At 59.4% G+C, this 15,979-nt stretch carries 19 protein-coding genes and 1 tRNA gene; 8 read left to right on the top strand and 12 right to left on the bottom strand.

The annotated features are described in order from the left end of the window. Window positions 1-29: 29 nt before the first annotated feature. On the bottom strand, window positions 30-500 hold the full coding sequence (locus SIC14_RS06650) for a DUF3576 domain-containing protein (RefSeq protein WP_412565042.1): 471 nt from the start codon (window positions 498-500) through the stop codon (window positions 30-32). Window positions 501-774: 274 nt separating this feature from the next. On the opposite strand from SIC14_RS06650, the gene SIC14_RS06655 reads away from it, so the two are divergent. After that, entirely contained in the window at window positions 775-1,617 is an 843-nt protein-coding gene (locus tag SIC14_RS06655; RefSeq protein ID WP_412565043.1) for a porin, read from the top strand. Between the two features lie 154 nt (window positions 1,618-1,771). Next, entirely contained in the window at window positions 1,772-2,425 is a 654-nt protein-coding gene (locus tag SIC14_RS06660) for a YggS family pyridoxal phosphate-dependent enzyme (RefSeq protein ID WP_412565044.1), read from the top strand. A gap of 59 nt (window positions 2,426-2,484) precedes the next feature. Here the strand turns inward: SIC14_RS06660 and SIC14_RS06665 are convergent, their stop codons facing one another. From SIC14_RS06665 to SIC14_RS06675, 3 genes are read right to left on the bottom strand one after another with little or no spacing between them, the layout of a single operon-like run. Then, window positions 2,485-3,597 carry a CaiB/BaiF CoA transferase family protein gene (locus SIC14_RS06665; protein WP_412565045.1) on the bottom strand — a complete coding sequence of 371 codons (1,113 nt, stop codon included), beginning with the start codon at window positions 3,595-3,597 and terminating at the stop codon, window positions 2,485-2,487. Beyond that, on the bottom strand, window positions 3,598-4,251 hold the full coding sequence (locus SIC14_RS06670; protein WP_412565046.1) for a DsbA family protein: 654 nt from the start codon (window positions 4,249-4,251) through the stop codon (window positions 3,598-3,600). Between the two features lie 4 nt (window positions 4,252-4,255). Beyond that, window positions 4,256-4,774: a DUF721 domain-containing protein gene (locus SIC14_RS06675; RefSeq protein ID WP_412565047.1), complete on the bottom strand. Its 519-nt coding sequence runs from the start codon at window positions 4,772-4,774 to the stop codon at window positions 4,256-4,258. A 163-nt stretch (window positions 4,775-4,937) separates the two neighbouring features. On the opposite strand from SIC14_RS06675, the gene SIC14_RS06680 reads away from it, so the two are divergent. Both SIC14_RS06680 and SIC14_RS06685 read left to right on the top strand, forming a co-directional pair. Then, entirely contained in the window at window positions 4,938-5,942 is a 1,005-nt protein-coding gene (locus SIC14_RS06680) for an A/G-specific adenine glycosylase (protein WP_412565834.1), read from the top strand. Window positions 5,943-5,981: 39 nt separating this feature from the next. Continuing rightward, window positions 5,982-7,130 (top strand): alkane 1-monooxygenase, encoded by a 1,149-nt coding sequence (locus SIC14_RS06685; RefSeq protein WP_412565048.1) that lies wholly within the window; start codon window positions 5,982-5,984, stop codon window positions 7,128-7,130. Between the two features lie 256 nt (window positions 7,131-7,386). Here SIC14_RS06685 and SIC14_RS06690 read toward each other — a convergent pair whose 3' ends face one another. From SIC14_RS06690 to SIC14_RS06700, 3 genes are all read right to left on the bottom strand, one after another. After that, window positions 7,387-8,493, bottom strand: coding sequence for a site-specific DNA-methyltransferase (locus SIC14_RS06690; protein ID WP_412565049.1), 1,107 nt, complete (start codon window positions 8,491-8,493; stop codon window positions 7,387-7,389). Between the two features lie 106 nt (window positions 8,494-8,599). Next, complete coding sequence (locus SIC14_RS06695; protein WP_412565050.1) at window positions 8,600-9,229, bottom strand: ribonuclease HII; 630 nt, start codon at window positions 9,227-9,229, stop codon at window positions 8,600-8,602. An 83-nt stretch (window positions 9,230-9,312) separates the two neighbouring features. After that, window positions 9,313-9,747 carry a hypothetical protein gene (locus SIC14_RS06700; protein WP_412565051.1) on the bottom strand — a complete coding sequence of 145 codons (435 nt, stop codon included), beginning with the start codon at window positions 9,745-9,747 and terminating at the stop codon, window positions 9,313-9,315. Between the two features lie 225 nt (window positions 9,748-9,972). Between SIC14_RS06700 and SIC14_RS06705 the strand changes: the two genes are divergently transcribed. After that, entirely contained in the window at window positions 9,973-10,278 is a 306-nt protein-coding gene (locus SIC14_RS06705; protein ID WP_412565052.1) for a hypothetical protein, read from the top strand. After that, complete coding sequence (locus SIC14_RS06710; RefSeq protein WP_412565835.1) at window positions 10,262-10,954, top strand: winged helix-turn-helix domain-containing protein; 693 nt, start codon at window positions 10,262-10,264, stop codon at window positions 10,952-10,954. The genes SIC14_RS06705 and SIC14_RS06710 overlap by 17 nt, the downstream gene beginning before the upstream one ends. A 12-nt stretch (window positions 10,955-10,966) precedes the next feature. Here SIC14_RS06710 and SIC14_RS06715 read toward each other — a convergent pair whose 3' ends face one another. Both SIC14_RS06715 and SIC14_RS06720 read right to left on the bottom strand, forming a co-directional pair. Further along, entirely contained in the window at window positions 10,967-11,233 is a 267-nt protein-coding gene (locus SIC14_RS06715) for a hypothetical protein (protein ID WP_412565053.1), read from the bottom strand. Window positions 11,234-11,300: 67 nt separating this feature from the next. Next, window positions 11,301-12,326 carry a LacI family DNA-binding transcriptional regulator gene (locus SIC14_RS06720; protein WP_412565054.1) on the bottom strand — a complete coding sequence of 342 codons (1,026 nt, stop codon included), beginning with the start codon at window positions 12,324-12,326 and terminating at the stop codon, window positions 11,301-11,303. A gap of 128 nt (window positions 12,327-12,454) precedes the next feature. Here SIC14_RS06720 and SIC14_RS06725 point away from each other — a divergent pair. Next, a tRNA-Arg gene (locus SIC14_RS06725) sits at window positions 12,455-12,531 on the top strand. Window positions 12,532-12,581: 50 nt separating this feature from the next. Here the strand turns inward: SIC14_RS06725 and SIC14_RS06730 are convergent. Both SIC14_RS06730 and pncB read right to left on the bottom strand, forming a co-directional pair. Next, complete coding sequence (locus SIC14_RS06730) at window positions 12,582-13,247, bottom strand: NnrU family protein (protein WP_412565055.1); 666 nt, start codon at window positions 13,245-13,247, stop codon at window positions 12,582-12,584. 11 nt (window positions 13,248-13,258) lie between these two features. Beyond that, window positions 13,259-14,551: a nicotinate phosphoribosyltransferase gene (gene pncB, locus SIC14_RS06735; protein WP_412565056.1), complete on the bottom strand. Its 1,293-nt coding sequence runs from the start codon at window positions 14,549-14,551 to the stop codon at window positions 13,259-13,261. A 111-nt stretch (window positions 14,552-14,662) separates the two neighbouring features. On the opposite strand from pncB, the gene SIC14_RS06740 reads away from it, so the two are divergent. After that, the gene (locus SIC14_RS06740) at window positions 14,663-15,322 is read left to right on the top strand and encodes a hypothetical protein (RefSeq protein WP_412565057.1); all 660 of its coding nucleotides are present in this window, start codon (window positions 14,663-14,665) and stop codon (window positions 15,320-15,322) included. Between the two features lie 33 nt (window positions 15,323-15,355). On the opposite strand, the gene pncA is transcribed toward SIC14_RS06740, so the two are convergent. Next, window positions 15,356-15,952, bottom strand: a complete 597-nt coding sequence (gene pncA / locus SIC14_RS06745; protein WP_412565058.1) for a bifunctional nicotinamidase/pyrazinamidase — start codon at window positions 15,950-15,952, stop codon at window positions 15,356-15,358. Window positions 15,953-15,979 lie beyond the last annotated feature (27 nt).

Raw genomic sequence — 15,979 nt, forward strand, 5'->3', positions numbered from 1 at the left:
GCGCCCTATTGTCTGTGGAATTGGCGGCCTTAAAGGCGGCCGTCTTTCATCCGCAACTGGCGGGCGCGGGACAGGATCGCATCCTCAATGGCACGCTGGGTTGACGGTGACACCGCACGACCATTGCGCCCCTGCAGCGCCACGTTCAGTGAGCGGGCTTCCAGTGCAGGGTCCTTGATATAAACGGTGGCGCGGTAGCTTTGGTTGCCGCCGGGCGGGGTGCCGTAACCCATGACAATCACACCGGTGAAAGGATCCACCGATTCGACGGGCATGAAGTTCAGAACCTCCAGCGAGGCGTTCCAAATGTAGCGGTTTACCGAAACCTGCACGTCCGGGTTCTGATCGCGGAACAGATCCCAAATGGTTTCGCGCTGCTGCTCATCGGTGCGCGCCTGTGCCTCTGGCGAAAGCGCCTCTGGCTGGACCAGTCCGCAAGCGGTGACAAAACCAAGTGCCAGAACGGCAAAAGTAAGTTTGAAACGAGATGTGACGCGCATCGTAAGGCCCTAAATTCACTGTCCTACCCGTCCTAGCGAAGGGATTCTTAAGGAGCAAGGCTTTAGTGTATATGCTCTGTGGGGATGCGTGTTCTTGCCTGTCACCTTTCTGGCTGGTTCAGAATGTGTGGCAAAGCTGCACCATCCCGCCCTGCAATCCCCGGAAAGTTTTCAGGCGGCTTGCAAACACACCCCGAAAAGAGCGAGAGAAGCTGCATACCCAAGCGGATCACCCGTTTTGGGGCGCTTGATTGGAAAACCGAGGGAAAAAATCATGAAAAAGATTCTCTTCGCATCGACCGCGCTGGTAGCCACCGCCGGTGTTGCATCCGCTGAAATCAGCTTCGGCGGTTCGGCAAACTTTGGTATCGCGGACACCGGTTCCGGCGTTATCGTGAAAAACGAAGTCGACTTCGACATCAAAGGCTCGGGTGAAACCGACGGCGGCATCATGTTCGGTGCTTCGCTGGACATCGACGGTGCGTTCAGCGATGGCGCAGACACCCAGGGTGAAGTTTCTTCCCCCGAGGTTTACATGGAAGTTGGCGGCCTGAAGATCACCGTTGGCTCGCTCGACCCAGCAAACGACAACGAAGGCCTGGCCGACGTCGGTTTCGACGGTCTGGGTGTTGACGACCAGGGTGAGATCTCGGGCAACGGCGAAGCTGACGTAGTAATCAACTACTCCTTCGGTGACATCGCTGTAGCTGCTTCGGTCGAAGCTGACTCGGCTGCTCCGGTAGCTCCCGACACCAACGACGACTGGGCGCTGGGCGTTTCTGGTTCCTTCGGTGACGTTTCCTTCGCAGCTGGTTACGGCTCGGTTAACGGCACCAACGAGCACAACCTGCACCTGGGTTACTCGATGGGCGCAGTTGCTCTGGGCGTTCAGTACTCCGACAACGGTACCAACACTGGCTACGGCCTCGATGTTAAGTACACTCAGGGCGACCTGACCGTGACCGCCGTTTACGCCACCAACGACGCAGCTGGTAACCAGGACGCGTTCGGTGTAGGTGCATCCTACTCGCTGGGTGGTGGTGCAGCTATCGCCGGTGGTATTGCCGAAGTACAAGGTAACTCGGTTTACGACCTGGGCATGACCTTCTCGTTCTAATTCAGAACGACTTAGGACTACCTAAGAGAGGGCAGGCTTCGCGCCTGCCCTTTTCTTTTGTCTGACGTACCGGACCCGATGGGCTCCGGTCTTTTCTTTTTTCAGCGAATGGTGTTTTGTCCGCGCAAACGCCCCTCTCAATCCGGAGTGCCCGATGTCTCTTGCCGAAATCACCGCCCGCCTGCGTAAAGCCGAAGTTGCAGCAGGCCGTCCGGAAGGTGCAACTCAGCTGATCGCGGTCAGCAAGGTGCAGCCAAACGAACGGGTCGAAGCGGTGCTGGACGAAGGTCATCGCCTTTACGGTGAAAACAAAGTGCAGGAAGCAGCGGGCAAATGGCCCGCGTTTCGCGAACGATTTGAAGGTTTGAAGGTCCACCTGATTGGCCCGCTGCAAACCAATAAGGCACGGCAGGCGATGCAACTGTTTGAGGCGATCCATTCGGTTGACCGGCCGAAACTGGCGCAGACCCTGGCCCGCCTGGCGCAAGAATTGGGGCAGTGCCCGGACCTGTTCATTCAGGTCAACACCGGCGAAGAAGCGCAGAAGGCAGGGATTCTGCCAGCCGATGCTGACGCCTTTATCGCTGAATGCCGCGATCTGGATCTTCCGGTGCAGGGGCTGATGTGCATCCCCCCCGTGGAAGAAGAGGCCGCCCTGCATTTTGCGCTGCTGGCCAAAATTGCCGCACGCAACGGGCTGACTGGCCTGTCGATGGGAATGAGCAGTGATTTTGAGAAAGCGGTGAGCTTTGGCGCCACCCATGTGCGGGTGGGATCAGCCATTTTCGGTGCCCGCGACTACGGTTAAGGCGGCGCTCAGGCGGTGCTGTGGTGAAGCCCCATGAAGGGGCTTCGACCAATTGCAGATCAGTTGTCTTGCCCCAGCTTGGGGGACGGACGGTCCAGTTTCAGCTCCGCATCGGAGAAGGTGAAGGGCGCACGCACGCCAGGTACACCGTCCAGCTCTACCTGCATGCCACGTGCGGCGATCTGGGGATCGTCGAACACCTCAGCCAGATCGTTGATCGGCCCGGCGGGAATGCCGCGATCTTCACACCCCGAGAGCAGATCGGCTTTGCTGCGCTTGCGGGTTTCTGCCATCAGCAGGTCTATCATCCGGTCGCGGTTGGCAATCCGATCCGCGTTTTTCAGAAACTCCGGCGACTCTGCCATCCAGTCGAGGCCAAGCAGAGTGCAAAGGCGCTGATACTGCCCGTCATTGCCTGTAGCGATGATGATATAGCCGTCCGCGCAGTCAAACACCTGATAGGGCGTCAGATTCGGATGGTAGTTGCCGGTGCGGCCCGGCGCGGTGCCGGTCGACAGATAGTTCATCGCCTGGTTAGCTGTGATCGAAACGGCGACATCCAAGAGCGCCATATCAACGTGCTGGCCTTTTCCGGTCTGCGAACGTTGATGCAGCGCGGCAAGGATGCCTGAGACGGCGTAGACACCGGTGAAGATGTCGGTGACCGCCACGCCCACACGCTGTGGCTGGCCATCAGGATCGCCGGTGATCGACATCAACCCGGACATGCCTTGGATGATATAGTCGTAGCCTGCGCGATGGGCATAGGGGCCGGTTTGGCCGAACCCGGTGATCGAGCAGTAGATCAGCCCCGGATTGACCTCTTTCAGGCTGTCGTAATCCAACCCGTATTTGGCCAGTCCACCCACCTTGAAGTTCTCAATCAGGATGTCAGCATCACGCACCAGCGCACGCACCTGTTCCTGGCCTTCGGGCGTGCGGAAATCAACCGTGACGGAGGATTTGCCACGGTTGCAACTGTGGAAATAGGCGGCGGTGGTGTCTTCGTCCCGTTCGATGAACGGCGGGCCCCACTGGCGGGTGTCGTCCCCTGCCGGGCTTTCGACCTTGATGACCTCTGCGCCAAGATCAGACAGGGTTTGACCGGCCCAGGGGCCGGCCAGAATGCGGGCGAGCTCAACAACCTTGAGCCCGGCAAGCGGTGCAGTCATTTACATGCCCAACCGTTCATCAAGGATCGCTTTCAGATCCGTGTAGCTCATGTTGGAGTATTTCTTGCCGTCCACAAACAGGGTCGGGGTCGAACTGACGTCGTCGGATTCCATGTTCTGCTGGAACCAGGTGTACAGCGCCTGAGCGTTTTCGGCGTCGGACATGCAAGCGTCCAGCTCTTCTTTGCCGATGCCAGCCACCAGACCAATGCGGCGCAGGTTCTGGTCAATCTCGCTCAGGTTGCCGCCGCCGATCCAGGATTTCTGTTCCGCATAGAGCATATCGGCAATGCCAAAGAACTTGGTCGGTTCACAACGTGCCATCATGGCGGCCCACAGGCCGGGACGGTCGAAGTAGACGTCACGATAGACAAATTTCACCTTGCCGGTGTCGACATACTCGGCCTTGATTTTGCCCAGCACATTGTTGTGGAAAGTGGCGCAATGCGGGCAGGTGAAAGAGGCGTATTCCATCAGCGTGACCGGCGCATCTTCCGAACCCATAGTCATCTCAACGATGCCAGACAGATCGGCGTCCTGCGCATGGGCCATGCCAACCAGATCAGGCAGCTGGTTCTGGCCGGGGAACAGGGTATAGGCGCCAGCTGTTACGGCGGCGGCCCCCATCAGGCCCATTGCATATCTGCGGTTCATCTACTTACCTCTCTTGCGATTTTGTTCTGGTTAATACGGTCTGCGCCAGCCGCTCTAGCGCGGCCCGCAGCGAGTCATCGCCCACACCCTTTGCAACATGTGCCGCCTCGGCACGGATTGCGGGGGTTGGCTGGGGTTTCGGTTTTTCTTTGCGGCCATAGGTGAAATCGGCCTGCCCTTCGGCAAAGCCGGTGGGCGCGGTCTGGGTGACACGCAGGCGCGAGATGGCGTTGTAGCCGTAAACACCGTTCACCTTTTCACGCAGCTGTTCGCGCTGCATCTCGACCATCGGGGCATTTGCCCCCGTGGTCAGCACGGTCAATGTCGCGCCAAAGCCCTGCCGGCCATATTTCACATCCACAGGACGGGCCATCGCGGCCATGTCTTCGCCGACAATCTCGGGCCAGTGGGTCAGAAGACGGGTGACAGCAAAGCCACGGGACTCACCAGCCTGACGGATCCGCTGCTGCAGCAACGATCCGGTGCGGGCAAATCCCTTGGTGGTCGGCTTGCGCTTCGCCATGCTTTCCGCCTGTTTCCTTCCTCACTCTTGGCCCTATCCTAAAGGCGCTGTAGGCAGACGCCAGCGAATTGGACAGGGCAGGACATAAATATTGCGTGACGTGAATTTGACCGAAGCGACCGCCACGGATCTCTTGGCGTGGTATGACGTGCATGCACGCGAAATGCCGTGGCGCGTGCCCCCTGCACAGAAAGTCGCCGGGGTGCGGCCCGATCCATATCGAGTCTGGATGTCCGAGGTGATGTTGCAGCAGACCACGGTTGCGGCGGTAAAGGACTACTTCCACCGTTTCACCACCCGCTGGCCCACAGTGTCAGATCTTGCCGCGGCGCGGGATGAGGATGTGATGGCGGAATGGGCGGGGCTTGGCTATTACGCCCGCGCCCGCAACCTGTTGAAATGTGCCCGGGTTGTGGTTGCCGAACATGATGGGGTGTTCCCGGACACTTTGGCGGGGTTGCTGAAGCTGCCCGGTGTTGGTCCCTATACGGCGGCGGCGGTGGCCTCGATCGCGTATGACCTGCCTGCCGTTGTGGTGGACGGCAATGTTGAGCGGGTGATGGCGCGGTTGCACGATGTGCACGATCCGCTGCCGGGGTCAAAACCGTTGCTGACAGATCTGGCGGAGGCGCTCACGCCAGAGGCGCGGCCTGGGGACTATGCACAGGCGGTGATGGATCTGGGGGCGACGATCTGTTCGCCGCGAAACCCGGCTTGCGGCATCTGCCCTTGGCGGGGTCCCTGCGCCGCACAAGCGGCGGGCACAGCGGCAGAGCTGCCAAAGAAAACCCCGAAGAAACCCAAACCCACCCGTCATGGCATCGCCTATATCGGACGCCGCGCGGATGGTGCCTATCTGATGGAACGGCGGCCGGACAAAGGGCTGCTTGGCGGGATGCTGGGCTGGCCCGGTGCTGACTGGACCGAGGCAGGTGCGGCGGAACACCCGCCCATCGCAGCCAACTGGCGGCAGGTCGCGGGCGAGGCCAAACACACTTTCACCCATTTCCATCTGCTTTTGCAGGTGCGGATCGCGGATCTGCCGCAGGGGGCGAACCCTGAAAGTGGACATTTTGTTGAGGCTGAGACGTTTCGTCCCGCTGATCTGCCCACCGTGATGCGAAAGGCGTTTGACCTTGGGTTCGGGGCGTTTGACAATGTGGGCTGAACGCGCTCTGATTTTGGCAACTCATTGGGACAACATGTCATGGTTGATCGCCCCGTTCCCCGCACCGCCCGCCTGAGCCTGTCCAAGGCGCTGCCATTTTGGCTGTCGCTGACGCTAATTCCTGTTGCGCTGGTCAGTGCCGTATTTGGCGGCTGGTTCACGTTGCTGCTGCCGCTCTGGGCCTGGTGGTTGTTCACCTTGCTGGATGTGTTCACCGGCCTGAACCTCGACAATGCGGACACCGATACCCCCGATGCGGCGCTGTTCTGGTACCGGCTGATCACGCTGATCTGGTTCCCGATCCAGTTTGTGACCATCTACGGGCTGATCTACTACGCCACCCGGGCCACCCATCTGGATCTGGGGGAAAAACTGGTGCTGTTCTTTGGTGTCGGAGTGATTTCCGGCACGGTTGGGATCAACTACAGCCACGAGCTGGTGCACCAGAAGAACAAGTGGGAGCGATGGCTGGGGGACCTGTTGCTGGCCACCGTGCTATATTCCCATTTCCGATCCGAGCACCTGCTGGTGCACCACCGCCATGTCGGCACACCACGCGATGCGGTGACGGCGCTCTATAACGAGGGCTTCCACCGATTCTTTTTCCGGGTGTTGTTCCAAAGCCTTGCGTCGGCCTTTGCGGCGGAAAAGGCCATGCTGGACCGGCGCAAACGGCCTGTCTGGCACCTGAACAACCCGTTCTGGCGTTACGGCACGCTGCAGCTGGTGGCGCTGGTACTGGCGCTGGCGGTTGGGGGCCTTGAGGGGCTGGCCCTGTTTATCCTGCAGGCGGGATCTGCCGTCTGGCAGCTGGAGCTGACCAACTATGTGGAACACTACGGGCTGACCCGCAAACATCTGGGTGAGGGCAAGTACGAACATGTCAAACCGCACCACAGTTGGAACGCGGCCCATAAGGCCACCAATTGGCTGTTGATCAATCTGCAGCGCCACAGTGATCACCACTACAAACCTGACCGGCGGTTCCCCTTGCTGCAAAACTATGACGCCGAAGATGCGCCACAGTTTCCCTATGGCTATCCGGTGATGACCCTGATGGCGATGATCCCGCCCCTGTGGCGGCGGCGGATGAACCCGCGTGTGCGGGCATGGCGGCGCAAGTTCTATCCCGAGATTGAAGACTGGACGCCCTACAAGCTGGGGACAAACCCGCTGCCACGGCTCTGATCTGCACGGACAGATGCCTCCGGCGGGAGTATTTTGGGATCATTGAAAGAGGCGGCAGGGCCGATCCCGAAATGAAAAAGGCCCCGCCATCGAGGCGGGGCAGTTTGGTGCCGGCTGTCAGGCTACAGGCACCGGCGGTAACTTTGGTGTTTTGGAATACCGCGAAAGGTCGTGAGGCGTTCAGAGGTTGCCCGGCAGAAACCGTCTGGCGCATGCTGGCCGGCCCGAGGGCAAGCCAGCAAGGGACCAGTCAGGATCAGTTGGCCATTTCTGAACGGATCTGCTGGCGCAGGATATCGATCGGCACCTCTTTGCCGTCGCGCTTGATGCACCAGTAGGTCCAGCCATTGCAGCTCGGCGCGCCTTCCAGCGCGGCACCGACCTGATGGATCGAGCCTTTGACTTCACCGCCAACGATGGTGCCATCGGCACGCACCTTGGCTTTGTGGCGTTTGTTCAATGAATAGAGCTCATCGCCCGGACGCAGGAAGCCGCGTTCGACCAGCTGGCCGAAGGGCACACGCGGCTGGGCGCGTTTGCTGGTGGAAACCTGCAGCGCCTCTTTGTCGAAACGGCGCACGGCGGCCAGACGTTTGCGGGCCACTTTGCGGTAGGCCTCTTCACGTTCGATGCCGATGTAGTCCCGGCCCAGCATCTTGGCGACTGCGCCGGTGGTGCCGGTGCCAAAGAACGGATCGAGGATCACGTCACCGGGGTTGGTGGTGCCCAGGATCACCCGGTGCAGCAGGCTTTCGGGTTTTTGGGTTGGATGGGCTTTTTCGCCGTTCTCGTCTTTCAGACGTTCGCCGCCATTACAGATTGGCAGCACCCAGTCTGAGCGCATCTGGATGCCTTCGTTCAGGGCTTTCAACGCTTCGTAGTTGAAGGTCGCCTTGGCGCCTTCGGATTTCGAGGCCCAGATCAGGGTTTCATGGGCGTTGGTCAGACGTTTGCCGCGAAAGTTCGGCATCGGGTTCGACTTGCGCCAGATCACGTCGTTGAGGATCCAGAATCCCTGGTTCTGCAACTCGGCGCCCATGCGGAAGACGTTGTGATACGAGCCGATCACCCAGATCGCGCCATTTGGCTTCAGGATCCGGCGGGCGGCGGTCAGCCATTCACGGGTGAATTTATCATAGGCCGCAAAGGAGGAGAACTGATCCCAGTGATCGTCCACTGCATCGACCTTGGAGTTGTCAGGCCGGTGCAAATCTCCTTTGAGCTGGAGGTTATACGGGGGGTCCGCAAAAATCAGGTCAACCGACTCCTCAGAGAGACTGTTCATCATTTCGATACAGTCGCCTTCAAGAAGCGAGTTTAGAGGGAGCGCAGGCGCGCCCTTCTTCGTGTGCTTGATCGTCATTTTTTCTGCCTCAATACCCGGCGCATTTTTGCGCTCTTGGTTGGCCTTAAAAATGAGTCAAATGGGAGTCGGGGTCAATTTCTTTTTTGTATCAGAATGTTAGATTTCACTCTTGATACAATATATTGTGCACCGGTTTGAAGCTGTGCCTATGGTGTGGTGTCACCCCCAATTCAGCCAGTGCAGCCTTGTGGGACGGGGTTGGATAGCCGGCGTTTGTTTCCCATCCGTAACCAGGGAACTGGGTCGCCAAGTGTTGCATGATCTCATCACGTGCAATTTTTGCGGCAATGGAGGCGGCGGCGATTGAGACCGATCTGGTGTCGCCTTTCACCACTGCCTGCGCCGGCATGTTCAGTCCCTGCGGGATCATATTGCCATCGATCAGCGCCATATCCGGCGGCGTTTGAAGCCCCTGCAAGGCCCGCTGCATGGCGATGTGGCTGGCGCGCAGGATGTTGTGGGTGTCAATTTCCTGAACGGTTGCGTGCGCGACGGAGACATCGGCGTGCGCCAGCAACTGTTCCAGCAGCATACCGCGTCGTCTGGCGGTCAGCTGTTTTGAATCGTTCAACCCCTTGGGAATGTGGGCGGGGTCCAGCACAACGGCGGCGGCGGTCACAGGGCCGGCCAGAGGCCCGCGCCCGACCTCATCCACGCCAGCGACGCGCAGGAAACCCTGCGCGTTCGCCTGTTGCTCGAAAGAGAAATCGGGGGTCTGTTTTTCTTTGTTCATCTGTTCTGTGAACCCCGTTTTCCACCTGTATTCAAGAGGGGACCGTTGGGAAGGCAGTAGGCGGTCCCCTCTGTCACACCCGATTAGGGACGGGCGATGCTGTAGCCACGGTCACGCAGGCAGCGGACCAGATAGGCGGGCTTGCGGCCGTTTTGCGTCCACATCGGCAAACGGCAGGAGATCGGCAGGCGATCTGCACGTTTGTAGTGGCGGTTGAGGCACTTTGCGCCCAGCACGCGGGTGTTGTTGCCGAGGGCTGTGTTGGCCCGTTTCACGCAACGACGCGGCAGAACCTTGCGGTCGCGGGGGCGTGGTGTGACGACCAGTTCGCGGTCCCGGTAACGGTTTACATCGTTGCGATTGTTGTCGCTGATGGCTTTGCCGATGATGGCCAGAGCTGCTGCACCGAAGAGGAGCTTGGCGATGTCTTCGTCGCTGGCGGCCCGGGCGGGGGCGGCGGTGAAAGAGGTGATGGCCATGGAGGCGGCGAGGATGGCGGCAATGAACTTACGGGACATGATGCGTTCCTATCTATGGGTGCTGTGTGCGTTGATCTTTGGTTGCCCTTCAGGTGTCTGCGGCGGCTCATGTGTCGCGCCGTTTTGCCTTGGTGTCGGGCTGTGAAATCAAATTGGGGCCACCCCCTTCAGACAGGCAATAACACCCCCGTGTTATCGAATATCACCGGTGCCAAACCCCTTTGGTTATTGAATAACCAACGGTTCCGGCGCATGTTGGTGGTCATGAAACGCACCCTTGTCAAAACCCTCTCCGCCACCGTGATTGGCACTGTTCTGGTTCTGGGATCCGCCCATGCGGCCAGCGCCGGATGTTACGCCGATTACAAAGCCAAGCAGGACAATCCGCTGAAGCTGCACTACGGTGTGGCCGAACTCAGCGGGGACTGCTCTGCCAAAGCTGCCAAAGCCGAACTGGCCCCGCGCGTGGCCTCGGAAGGGTGGACGCTGCTGACCGTATTGTCGGTCTTTGGCGATGAGGGATTGCAGGAAAGGAAAGAGAGTGCCGGGAGATATTTCCTCCGCTACTGACGCGCGCCGGTCCGGCACCCGTCTTGTCACCATCGGAATTGCAGCCATCGTCGCCATCCTTCTGGCGGCGGCGGTTGTTTTGTTTCTGACATTGCCTGACGCCAATGCCTTCAACATGCGGGTCGAGCAGATCTTTGTGGAGAACGATGATCTGACCAATGCCGCAGAAATCAAACTGCTGGAGATTTTGGCGCAATCCGGCACCGCCTTTGGCGACACGCTGACCAGCTACCGGATGGTGATATTTGTGCTGTTGGTCTTTGCCACCGCAATGTTGATCGCTGCGCTGGTGTTTCTGGTGATGTTGGTGATGATGAACCGGCGTATGGCGCAGATTGAGCAGGCGGGCATTCAGGTGTCTTCGCTACTGATCAGCCGCGATGAAAACACGGTCTACCTAAACAACATGGGCTTTAAGCTGACGGCGGCCGCAATGGAGACATTGTCGGTTCTGGCCGAGGCGCGGATGGATGAGGATTTGCTGTCGGGCGCCGAGATCGAGGCGATGGTGTCCGGCAAGGATGCCACCGACTGCGAAGAGGCGGCCGGGGCCACGCGTATCAAGCGGTTGCGTGACACGTTGGGCAATCAGATGGTCAGCGAACTGCTGGTGAAGAACATTGCCCGCAAAGGCTATATGCTGGCGGTGGACAAGGATGTGATCCGGATGGTCTGACGGCGCTGCGGTTTAGTCGCCGCCGCCCCCGCCTCCGTCGCCGCCGTCAAAGCCACCATCGCTGCTGCCTTCGCTGTGCCAGGCGCCACCGGGTTCTGCCGGATGGATGTCGGCGCTTTGTTCCTGACCGTCAAAGCCGATCCAGACCCAGGTGCCGTTTGCCTCCTGCCGCAGGCTCTTGCGGCGGCGGCGGTAGCGCGGGGATTCCCAGAAGTTCGCAGCGATAAAGGCAACCGCACAAACAACCAGGATCGCAACGGTGCCAAATTCCACGTGCATCAATCCACTCTCTTAAATCGTCTTGACGGAACACCACGAAAAAGGGGCCCAGAGGCCCCTTCGATAATCACTTGCCGCGCAACGTGTCGCCGAAACTCAAGGTCGGGGTCAGCTCAACCCGATCTGCAACCTCCCCGTCGGGATTGGCGGTGCGCTCGACAATGATCTCGGCCGCTTTGGTGCCAATTTCCGCCCGACAGGCATCCATCGTCGCCAATTGCATCGGCAGCCCCTGCAACAGCTCAACTCCGTTGAACCCGGCAAGGCCAATCTGCCCCGGCACGTCGATGCCCTTCTCCATCAGGTAGAGCAGGCCACCCGCGCCAATCATATCGTTCGAATAGTAAAGGAAATCCAGATCCGGCGTACGTTCCAGCATGGCGGCAGTCATTTCACGCCCCTTTGCCAGTGCCGATCCGCCCGAGTAGAACTCCTGATCGGCCACCTCAACACCACCCTTGGCAAGCGCTTGGGTCATGCCTTCAAACCGTTTGCGGGCACGGTGGTCCAGCGGCATCTTGGTGCCCATGAAGCCGATGCGTTTGTAACCCGCTTCCAGAATGGCTTCACCGATGTGCTGCCCCGCACGACGGTGAGAAATCCCCACCATCGCGTCGATCGGGTCGCCGTCCACATCCATGATCTCCACCACCGGAATGCCCGCAGCGCGCAGCATCGCCTTGGAGGCCTCGGAATGTTCAAGCCCCGCGATGATCACGCCAGAAGGACGCCATGACAGCATCTCATAGAGGACTTTCTCCTCTTTTTCTGGCAGGTAATCCGTGATCCCGACCACGGGCTGCAGGTCGGTGTCTTCCAACACGCGGCTGATACCGGTCATCACCTCAGGGAACACCATGTTCGACATCGAAGGGATGATCACACCGACAAGGTTAACCCGCTGGCTGGCCAGAGCGCCGGCAATTTTGTTGGGGACATAGCCCAGTTGTTTGGCGGCTTGCAGGACCTTTTCACGGGTGGCCTGGCTGACGTCGCTGCGGTTGCGCAAGACCCGGCTGACGGTCATTTCCGAAACGCCCGAAGCTTCGGAGACATCACGCAGGGTGAGGGGGCGGCTATCGTTGCGGCTCAATCGCACCATCCTAACTGTATAAGGTTACTTCATTGTTAGCGCGAACCCGCTGTTGTGTTCAAGCCAGAGTAGCTGCGATCTCCTCGGTCTTGTTCTGGCCTCAGTCACGGGCTAAGAGGGCTAAGCGTGGCCCTGTGGCTCAACTGGATAGAGCAGCCCCCTCCTAAGGGGCAGGTTGCAGGTTCGAATCCTGCCAGGGTCGCCAACGCTAGCTGACAGCACTTGGCCTGTTTGGATGGGGTGTCCCTCTGGGTTTTACGGAAGCGGTGACACGCCGAACAGCGGTGCGTGGGCATGCAAGACGCTGACATAAAGCAAAACGGCGATGATCAGACGTAATGCTGCGCCGGGCCAATGGCGCAGTGGGGGCAGAAGGGGCGCGTCTTTCATGACGGTTACCTGATCGGACCAATCGGCCATTTCGTGCTGCTTGCGGCGGTCGATCAGGCGCATGCCCAGCAGGGCAAAACCCCCAAAAACGGTAAACAGGATCACATGCGCCAGATGGCCATTGGGCACCATATGGGCAAAAGCCCAGAGGGCCAGAGCCACAAGGATTGGGTGCCGCATGTAACGGATCAGGCCGGGGCGCAGCGGGTCAAACTGTTCGTTACGCGCGCCGCCAAAGGAAAACGGGTTGGGTCGGGCAACGCCAAAACAGAGGATCCCGCAAAACAACGCCATCGCCACGATCGGCACGAGGTTTTGCCACGGTGCCCAGTGCCAGAGCGTCACCACCGGCGCACGACCCGCGGCCAGCAACAGCCAGTAAAGCGCGCCGAGCGATAGGAGCGAATAAGCGATGCTGAAGCCCCGCATGCCCAGAAAGGTTTGCAGCTGGGCTTTTACAGCGGGCCGTGTGGGCAGGTTATGCGCCACAAAGAAGCCTGCGAAGGCTGCGATATATTCAAGCCAGTCCATTGTGTGGCTTGTTAGACCACGACGTCCATTGCCTGTTGTTGACCCACGTCAAACACACGTTTGTACCGTTCAATTTCCGAGGTCGGCCCCATCGCTTTGTTTGGGTTGTCAGACAGTTTCACCGTGGGTTTGCCATCCGCCGACACGGCTTTGCACACCAGCGAGAAGGGGGATAGCGCATCGCCCGGGGTCAGTCCGCGGAAATCATTGGTCAGCAAAGTGCCCCAACCAAAGGACGGCCGCACACGCCCCGCGAACTGGGCCTGCAACTGCTCGATCTTGTCCACGTCCAACCCGTCAGAGAAAATCACCATCTTCTGGGTCGGATCTTCGCCGCGCTGTTTCCACCAGTTGATCGCGGTTTCGGCCCCCGCAGCCGGTTCGCCACTGTCGATGCGGATGCCGGTCCAGCCCGCCAGCCAGTCCGGTGCGCGATCCAGAAAACCCTCGGTGCCGAAGGTATCTGGCAGGATGATGCGCAGGTTGCCGTCGTGTTCTTCCTGCCAGTCTTCGAGAACCTGATAGGGCGACTGCCCCAGCGCGGCGTCGTCTTCCGCCAAAGCTGCATAAACCATCGGCAATTCATGGGCGTTGGTGCCGATTGCCTCGAGGTCGCGGTTCTTGGCGATCAGGCAGTTGGAGGTGCCAACAAACTTCTCACCCAGACCTTCGGTCATGGCCTGCACACACCAGTCCTGCCAGAGGAAGCTGTGACGCCGACGGGTGCCGAAATCGGCAATCCGCAGCCTGTCCACATTGCGCAGGCGTTCGATTTTTTCCCACAGTTTGGTCATGCCGCGGGCGTAGAGCACCTGCAGTTCAAACCGACCCATGTCGCGCAACACCGCACGCGAGCGCAGTTCCATCAGCACGGCCAGCGCTGGGATTTCCCACATCATTACCTCGGGCCAGGAGCCTTCGAAGGTCAGCTCATACTGGCCTTCGCGCTTTTCCAGATGGTAGGCGGGCAGCTGCAGCTGCTCGAACCACTCCATGAAATCTGGCCGGAACATCTGGCGCTTGCCGTAGAAGGTGTTGCCGCGCAGCCAGGTGCTTTCGCCACGTGTCAGTGAGAGCGAGCGGATGTGGTCCAGCTGTTCGCGCAATTCTCCTTCGTCAATCAGCTCGGCCAGCCGGACATCAGACGAGCGGTTGATCAGACTGAACCGCACCTGCGTGTCCCGTTTGTTGCGAAACACCGATTGGCACATCAACAATTTGTAGAAGTCCGTATCGATCAGCGACCGCACAATCGGGTCGATTTTCCACTTATGGTTCCACACACGGGTTGCAATATCGACCATTTCAGGCTCCCTTTCGACGGGTGTTAAATCAATCTGACTAAAGCTTTGCAAGGTCGCGGCGTTTCCCAATGAGACGCAAATTAGAACAACAGGGAATTGAAGGACGCGCTTATGACGGGAAAACGGGCTTCGTTTGGGATCGCCGCCTTGGTGGCGGCAGGGTTGAGCATGGGGGCGACATCTGCCGTTGCCGGCCAGACAGGGGGCAGCGGGTCACCGGGGTTCCTGTCAATCTGGGGCAATGCGCCCGCCAAAAAGGTGGCTCCAAAACCGCAGAGCCGTGCGGGATATTGGGAATACGGGTCCTGGAAGGTGTCGGTCGAACGTCAGGAAAGCTATGAAGACGGGGTCTACTACAACTGTCAGGCTTGGACCGGCGGTGACGGGGAGCCCTATGCCCGCGTTGGCATTTCATCGCAGGATGTTGGCCCGCCGCATGCCTATCCCGGCGTCACGATCGAGGAATACGCGCCCCGTGGCTATCAGACCTTCATGCAAGGTCAGCAGCGCATGTTCTTGTGGTTTGATGATGAAGACACTTATGACGGTGTGGTCGAGGCCTATTACGACAATGACGGCCTGCCCAATGCGATTGTCTCTTTCTACTACCCTTACAGCCTGCCTGTCTTGATGGCGATGCGCCGCAATAACCAGATGGATGTAGTTGTCGAGGGGCGGGTGTTCCACAGTTTCTTTCTGAACGGCTTCACCGCCTCCTATCTGAAAATGATGGAAGGCTGCGGCTTCAGCGGTGTGGGCGTTGTGAACTGACCCCCACACCGATTGCACTGAAACGGCGGGGCGTTACGCCAGTGTGACGCCCGCTGCCTTCATACCGGCCTGTGCGGCGGCCAGGGAGCCGTCAAAATCGATGGCGCGGCACAGGTCCTGTTTGACGGTCACGGTGAACCCTTGTTTGGCCGCATCCACGGCCGAGAAATTCACGCAGAAATCCGTCGCCAGACCCACCATCACCAGATCCGTGATGCCGCGACTGCGCAGGTAGCCTTCCAGCCCGGTCGGGGTTTTCTGGTCGTTTTCAAACAGGGCGGAATAGCTGTCGATCGCAGGGTTAAAGCCCTTACGGATAATCAGATCAGCGCGATTGGTGTTCAGGTCCTTGTGAAACGCTGCGCCTTCGCTGCCCTGCACACAATGGTCCGGCCACAGCACCTGAGGGCCATAGGGCATCTCGATCAGCTCCATCGGTGCCTTGCCAGCGTGGGAAGAGGCGAAAGAGCTGTGTCCTGCCGGATGCCAATCCTGCGTCAGGATCACCGTTTCATGCGCCGCAATCAGCGCGTTGATACCCGGCACAATCTGGTCACCTTCCGGCACCGCCAATGCGCCGCCGGGGCAGAAGTCATTTTGCACGTCGATCACGATCAGGGCTTGGGTCATTCGGACACCTCCTTGGTTCGCCTTAGG

Source organism: Thalassobius sp. MITS945101 (assembly GCF_047123305.1).
In the GTDB taxonomy this organism is placed as follows: domain Bacteria; phylum Pseudomonadota; class Alphaproteobacteria; order Rhodobacterales; family Rhodobacteraceae; genus Thalassobius.

Bases quoted from the DNA above. Each gene is read 5' to 3' on its own strand.
- SIC14_RS06650 (WP_412565042.1), bottom strand. From the start codon at position 500: ATGCGCGTCACATCTCGTTTCAAACTTACTTTTGCCGTTCTGGCACTT.
- SIC14_RS06655 (WP_412565043.1), top strand. From the start codon at position 775: ATGAAAAAGATTCTCTTCGCATCGACCGCGCTGGTAGCCACCGCCGGT.
- SIC14_RS06660 (WP_412565044.1), top strand. From the start codon at position 1,772: ATGTCTCTTGCCGAAATCACCGCCCGCCTGCGTAAAGCCGAAGTTGCA.
- SIC14_RS06665 (WP_412565045.1), bottom strand. From the start codon at position 3,597: ATGACTGCACCGCTTGCCGGGCTCAAGGTTGTTGAGCTCGCCCGCATT.
- SIC14_RS06670 (WP_412565046.1), bottom strand. From the start codon at position 4,251: ATGAACCGCAGATATGCAATGGGCCTGATGGGGGCCGCCGCCGTAACA.
- SIC14_RS06675 (WP_412565047.1), bottom strand. From the start codon at position 4,774: ATGGCGAAGCGCAAGCCGACCACCAAGGGATTTGCCCGCACCGGATCG.
- SIC14_RS06680 (WP_412565834.1), top strand. From the start codon at position 4,938: ATGCCGTGGCGCGTGCCCCCTGCACAGAAAGTCGCCGGGGTGCGGCCC.
- SIC14_RS06685 (WP_412565048.1), top strand. From the start codon at position 5,982: ATGGTTGATCGCCCCGTTCCCCGCACCGCCCGCCTGAGCCTGTCCAAG.
- SIC14_RS06690 (WP_412565049.1), bottom strand. From the start codon at position 8,493: ATGACGATCAAGCACACGAAGAAGGGCGCGCCTGCGCTCCCTCTAAAC.
- SIC14_RS06695 (WP_412565050.1), bottom strand. From the start codon at position 9,229: ATGAACAAAGAAAAACAGACCCCCGATTTCTCTTTCGAGCAACAGGCG.
- SIC14_RS06700 (WP_412565051.1), bottom strand. From the start codon at position 9,747: ATGTCCCGTAAGTTCATTGCCGCCATCCTCGCCGCCTCCATGGCCATC.
- SIC14_RS06705 (WP_412565052.1), top strand. From the start codon at position 9,973: ATGAAACGCACCCTTGTCAAAACCCTCTCCGCCACCGTGATTGGCACT.
- SIC14_RS06715 (WP_412565053.1), bottom strand. From the start codon at position 11,233: ATGCACGTGGAATTTGGCACCGTTGCGATCCTGGTTGTTTGTGCGGTT.
- SIC14_RS06730 (WP_412565055.1), bottom strand. From the start codon at position 13,247: ATGGACTGGCTTGAATATATCGCAGCCTTCGCAGGCTTCTTTGTGGCG.
- pncB (WP_412565056.1), bottom strand. From the start codon at position 14,551: ATGGTCGATATTGCAACCCGTGTGTGGAACCATAAGTGGAAAATCGAC.
- SIC14_RS06740 (WP_412565057.1), top strand. From the start codon at position 14,663: ATGACGGGAAAACGGGCTTCGTTTGGGATCGCCGCCTTGGTGGCGGCA.
- pncA (WP_412565058.1), bottom strand. From the start codon at position 15,952: ATGACCCAAGCCCTGATCGTGATCGACGTGCAAAATGACTTCTGCCCC.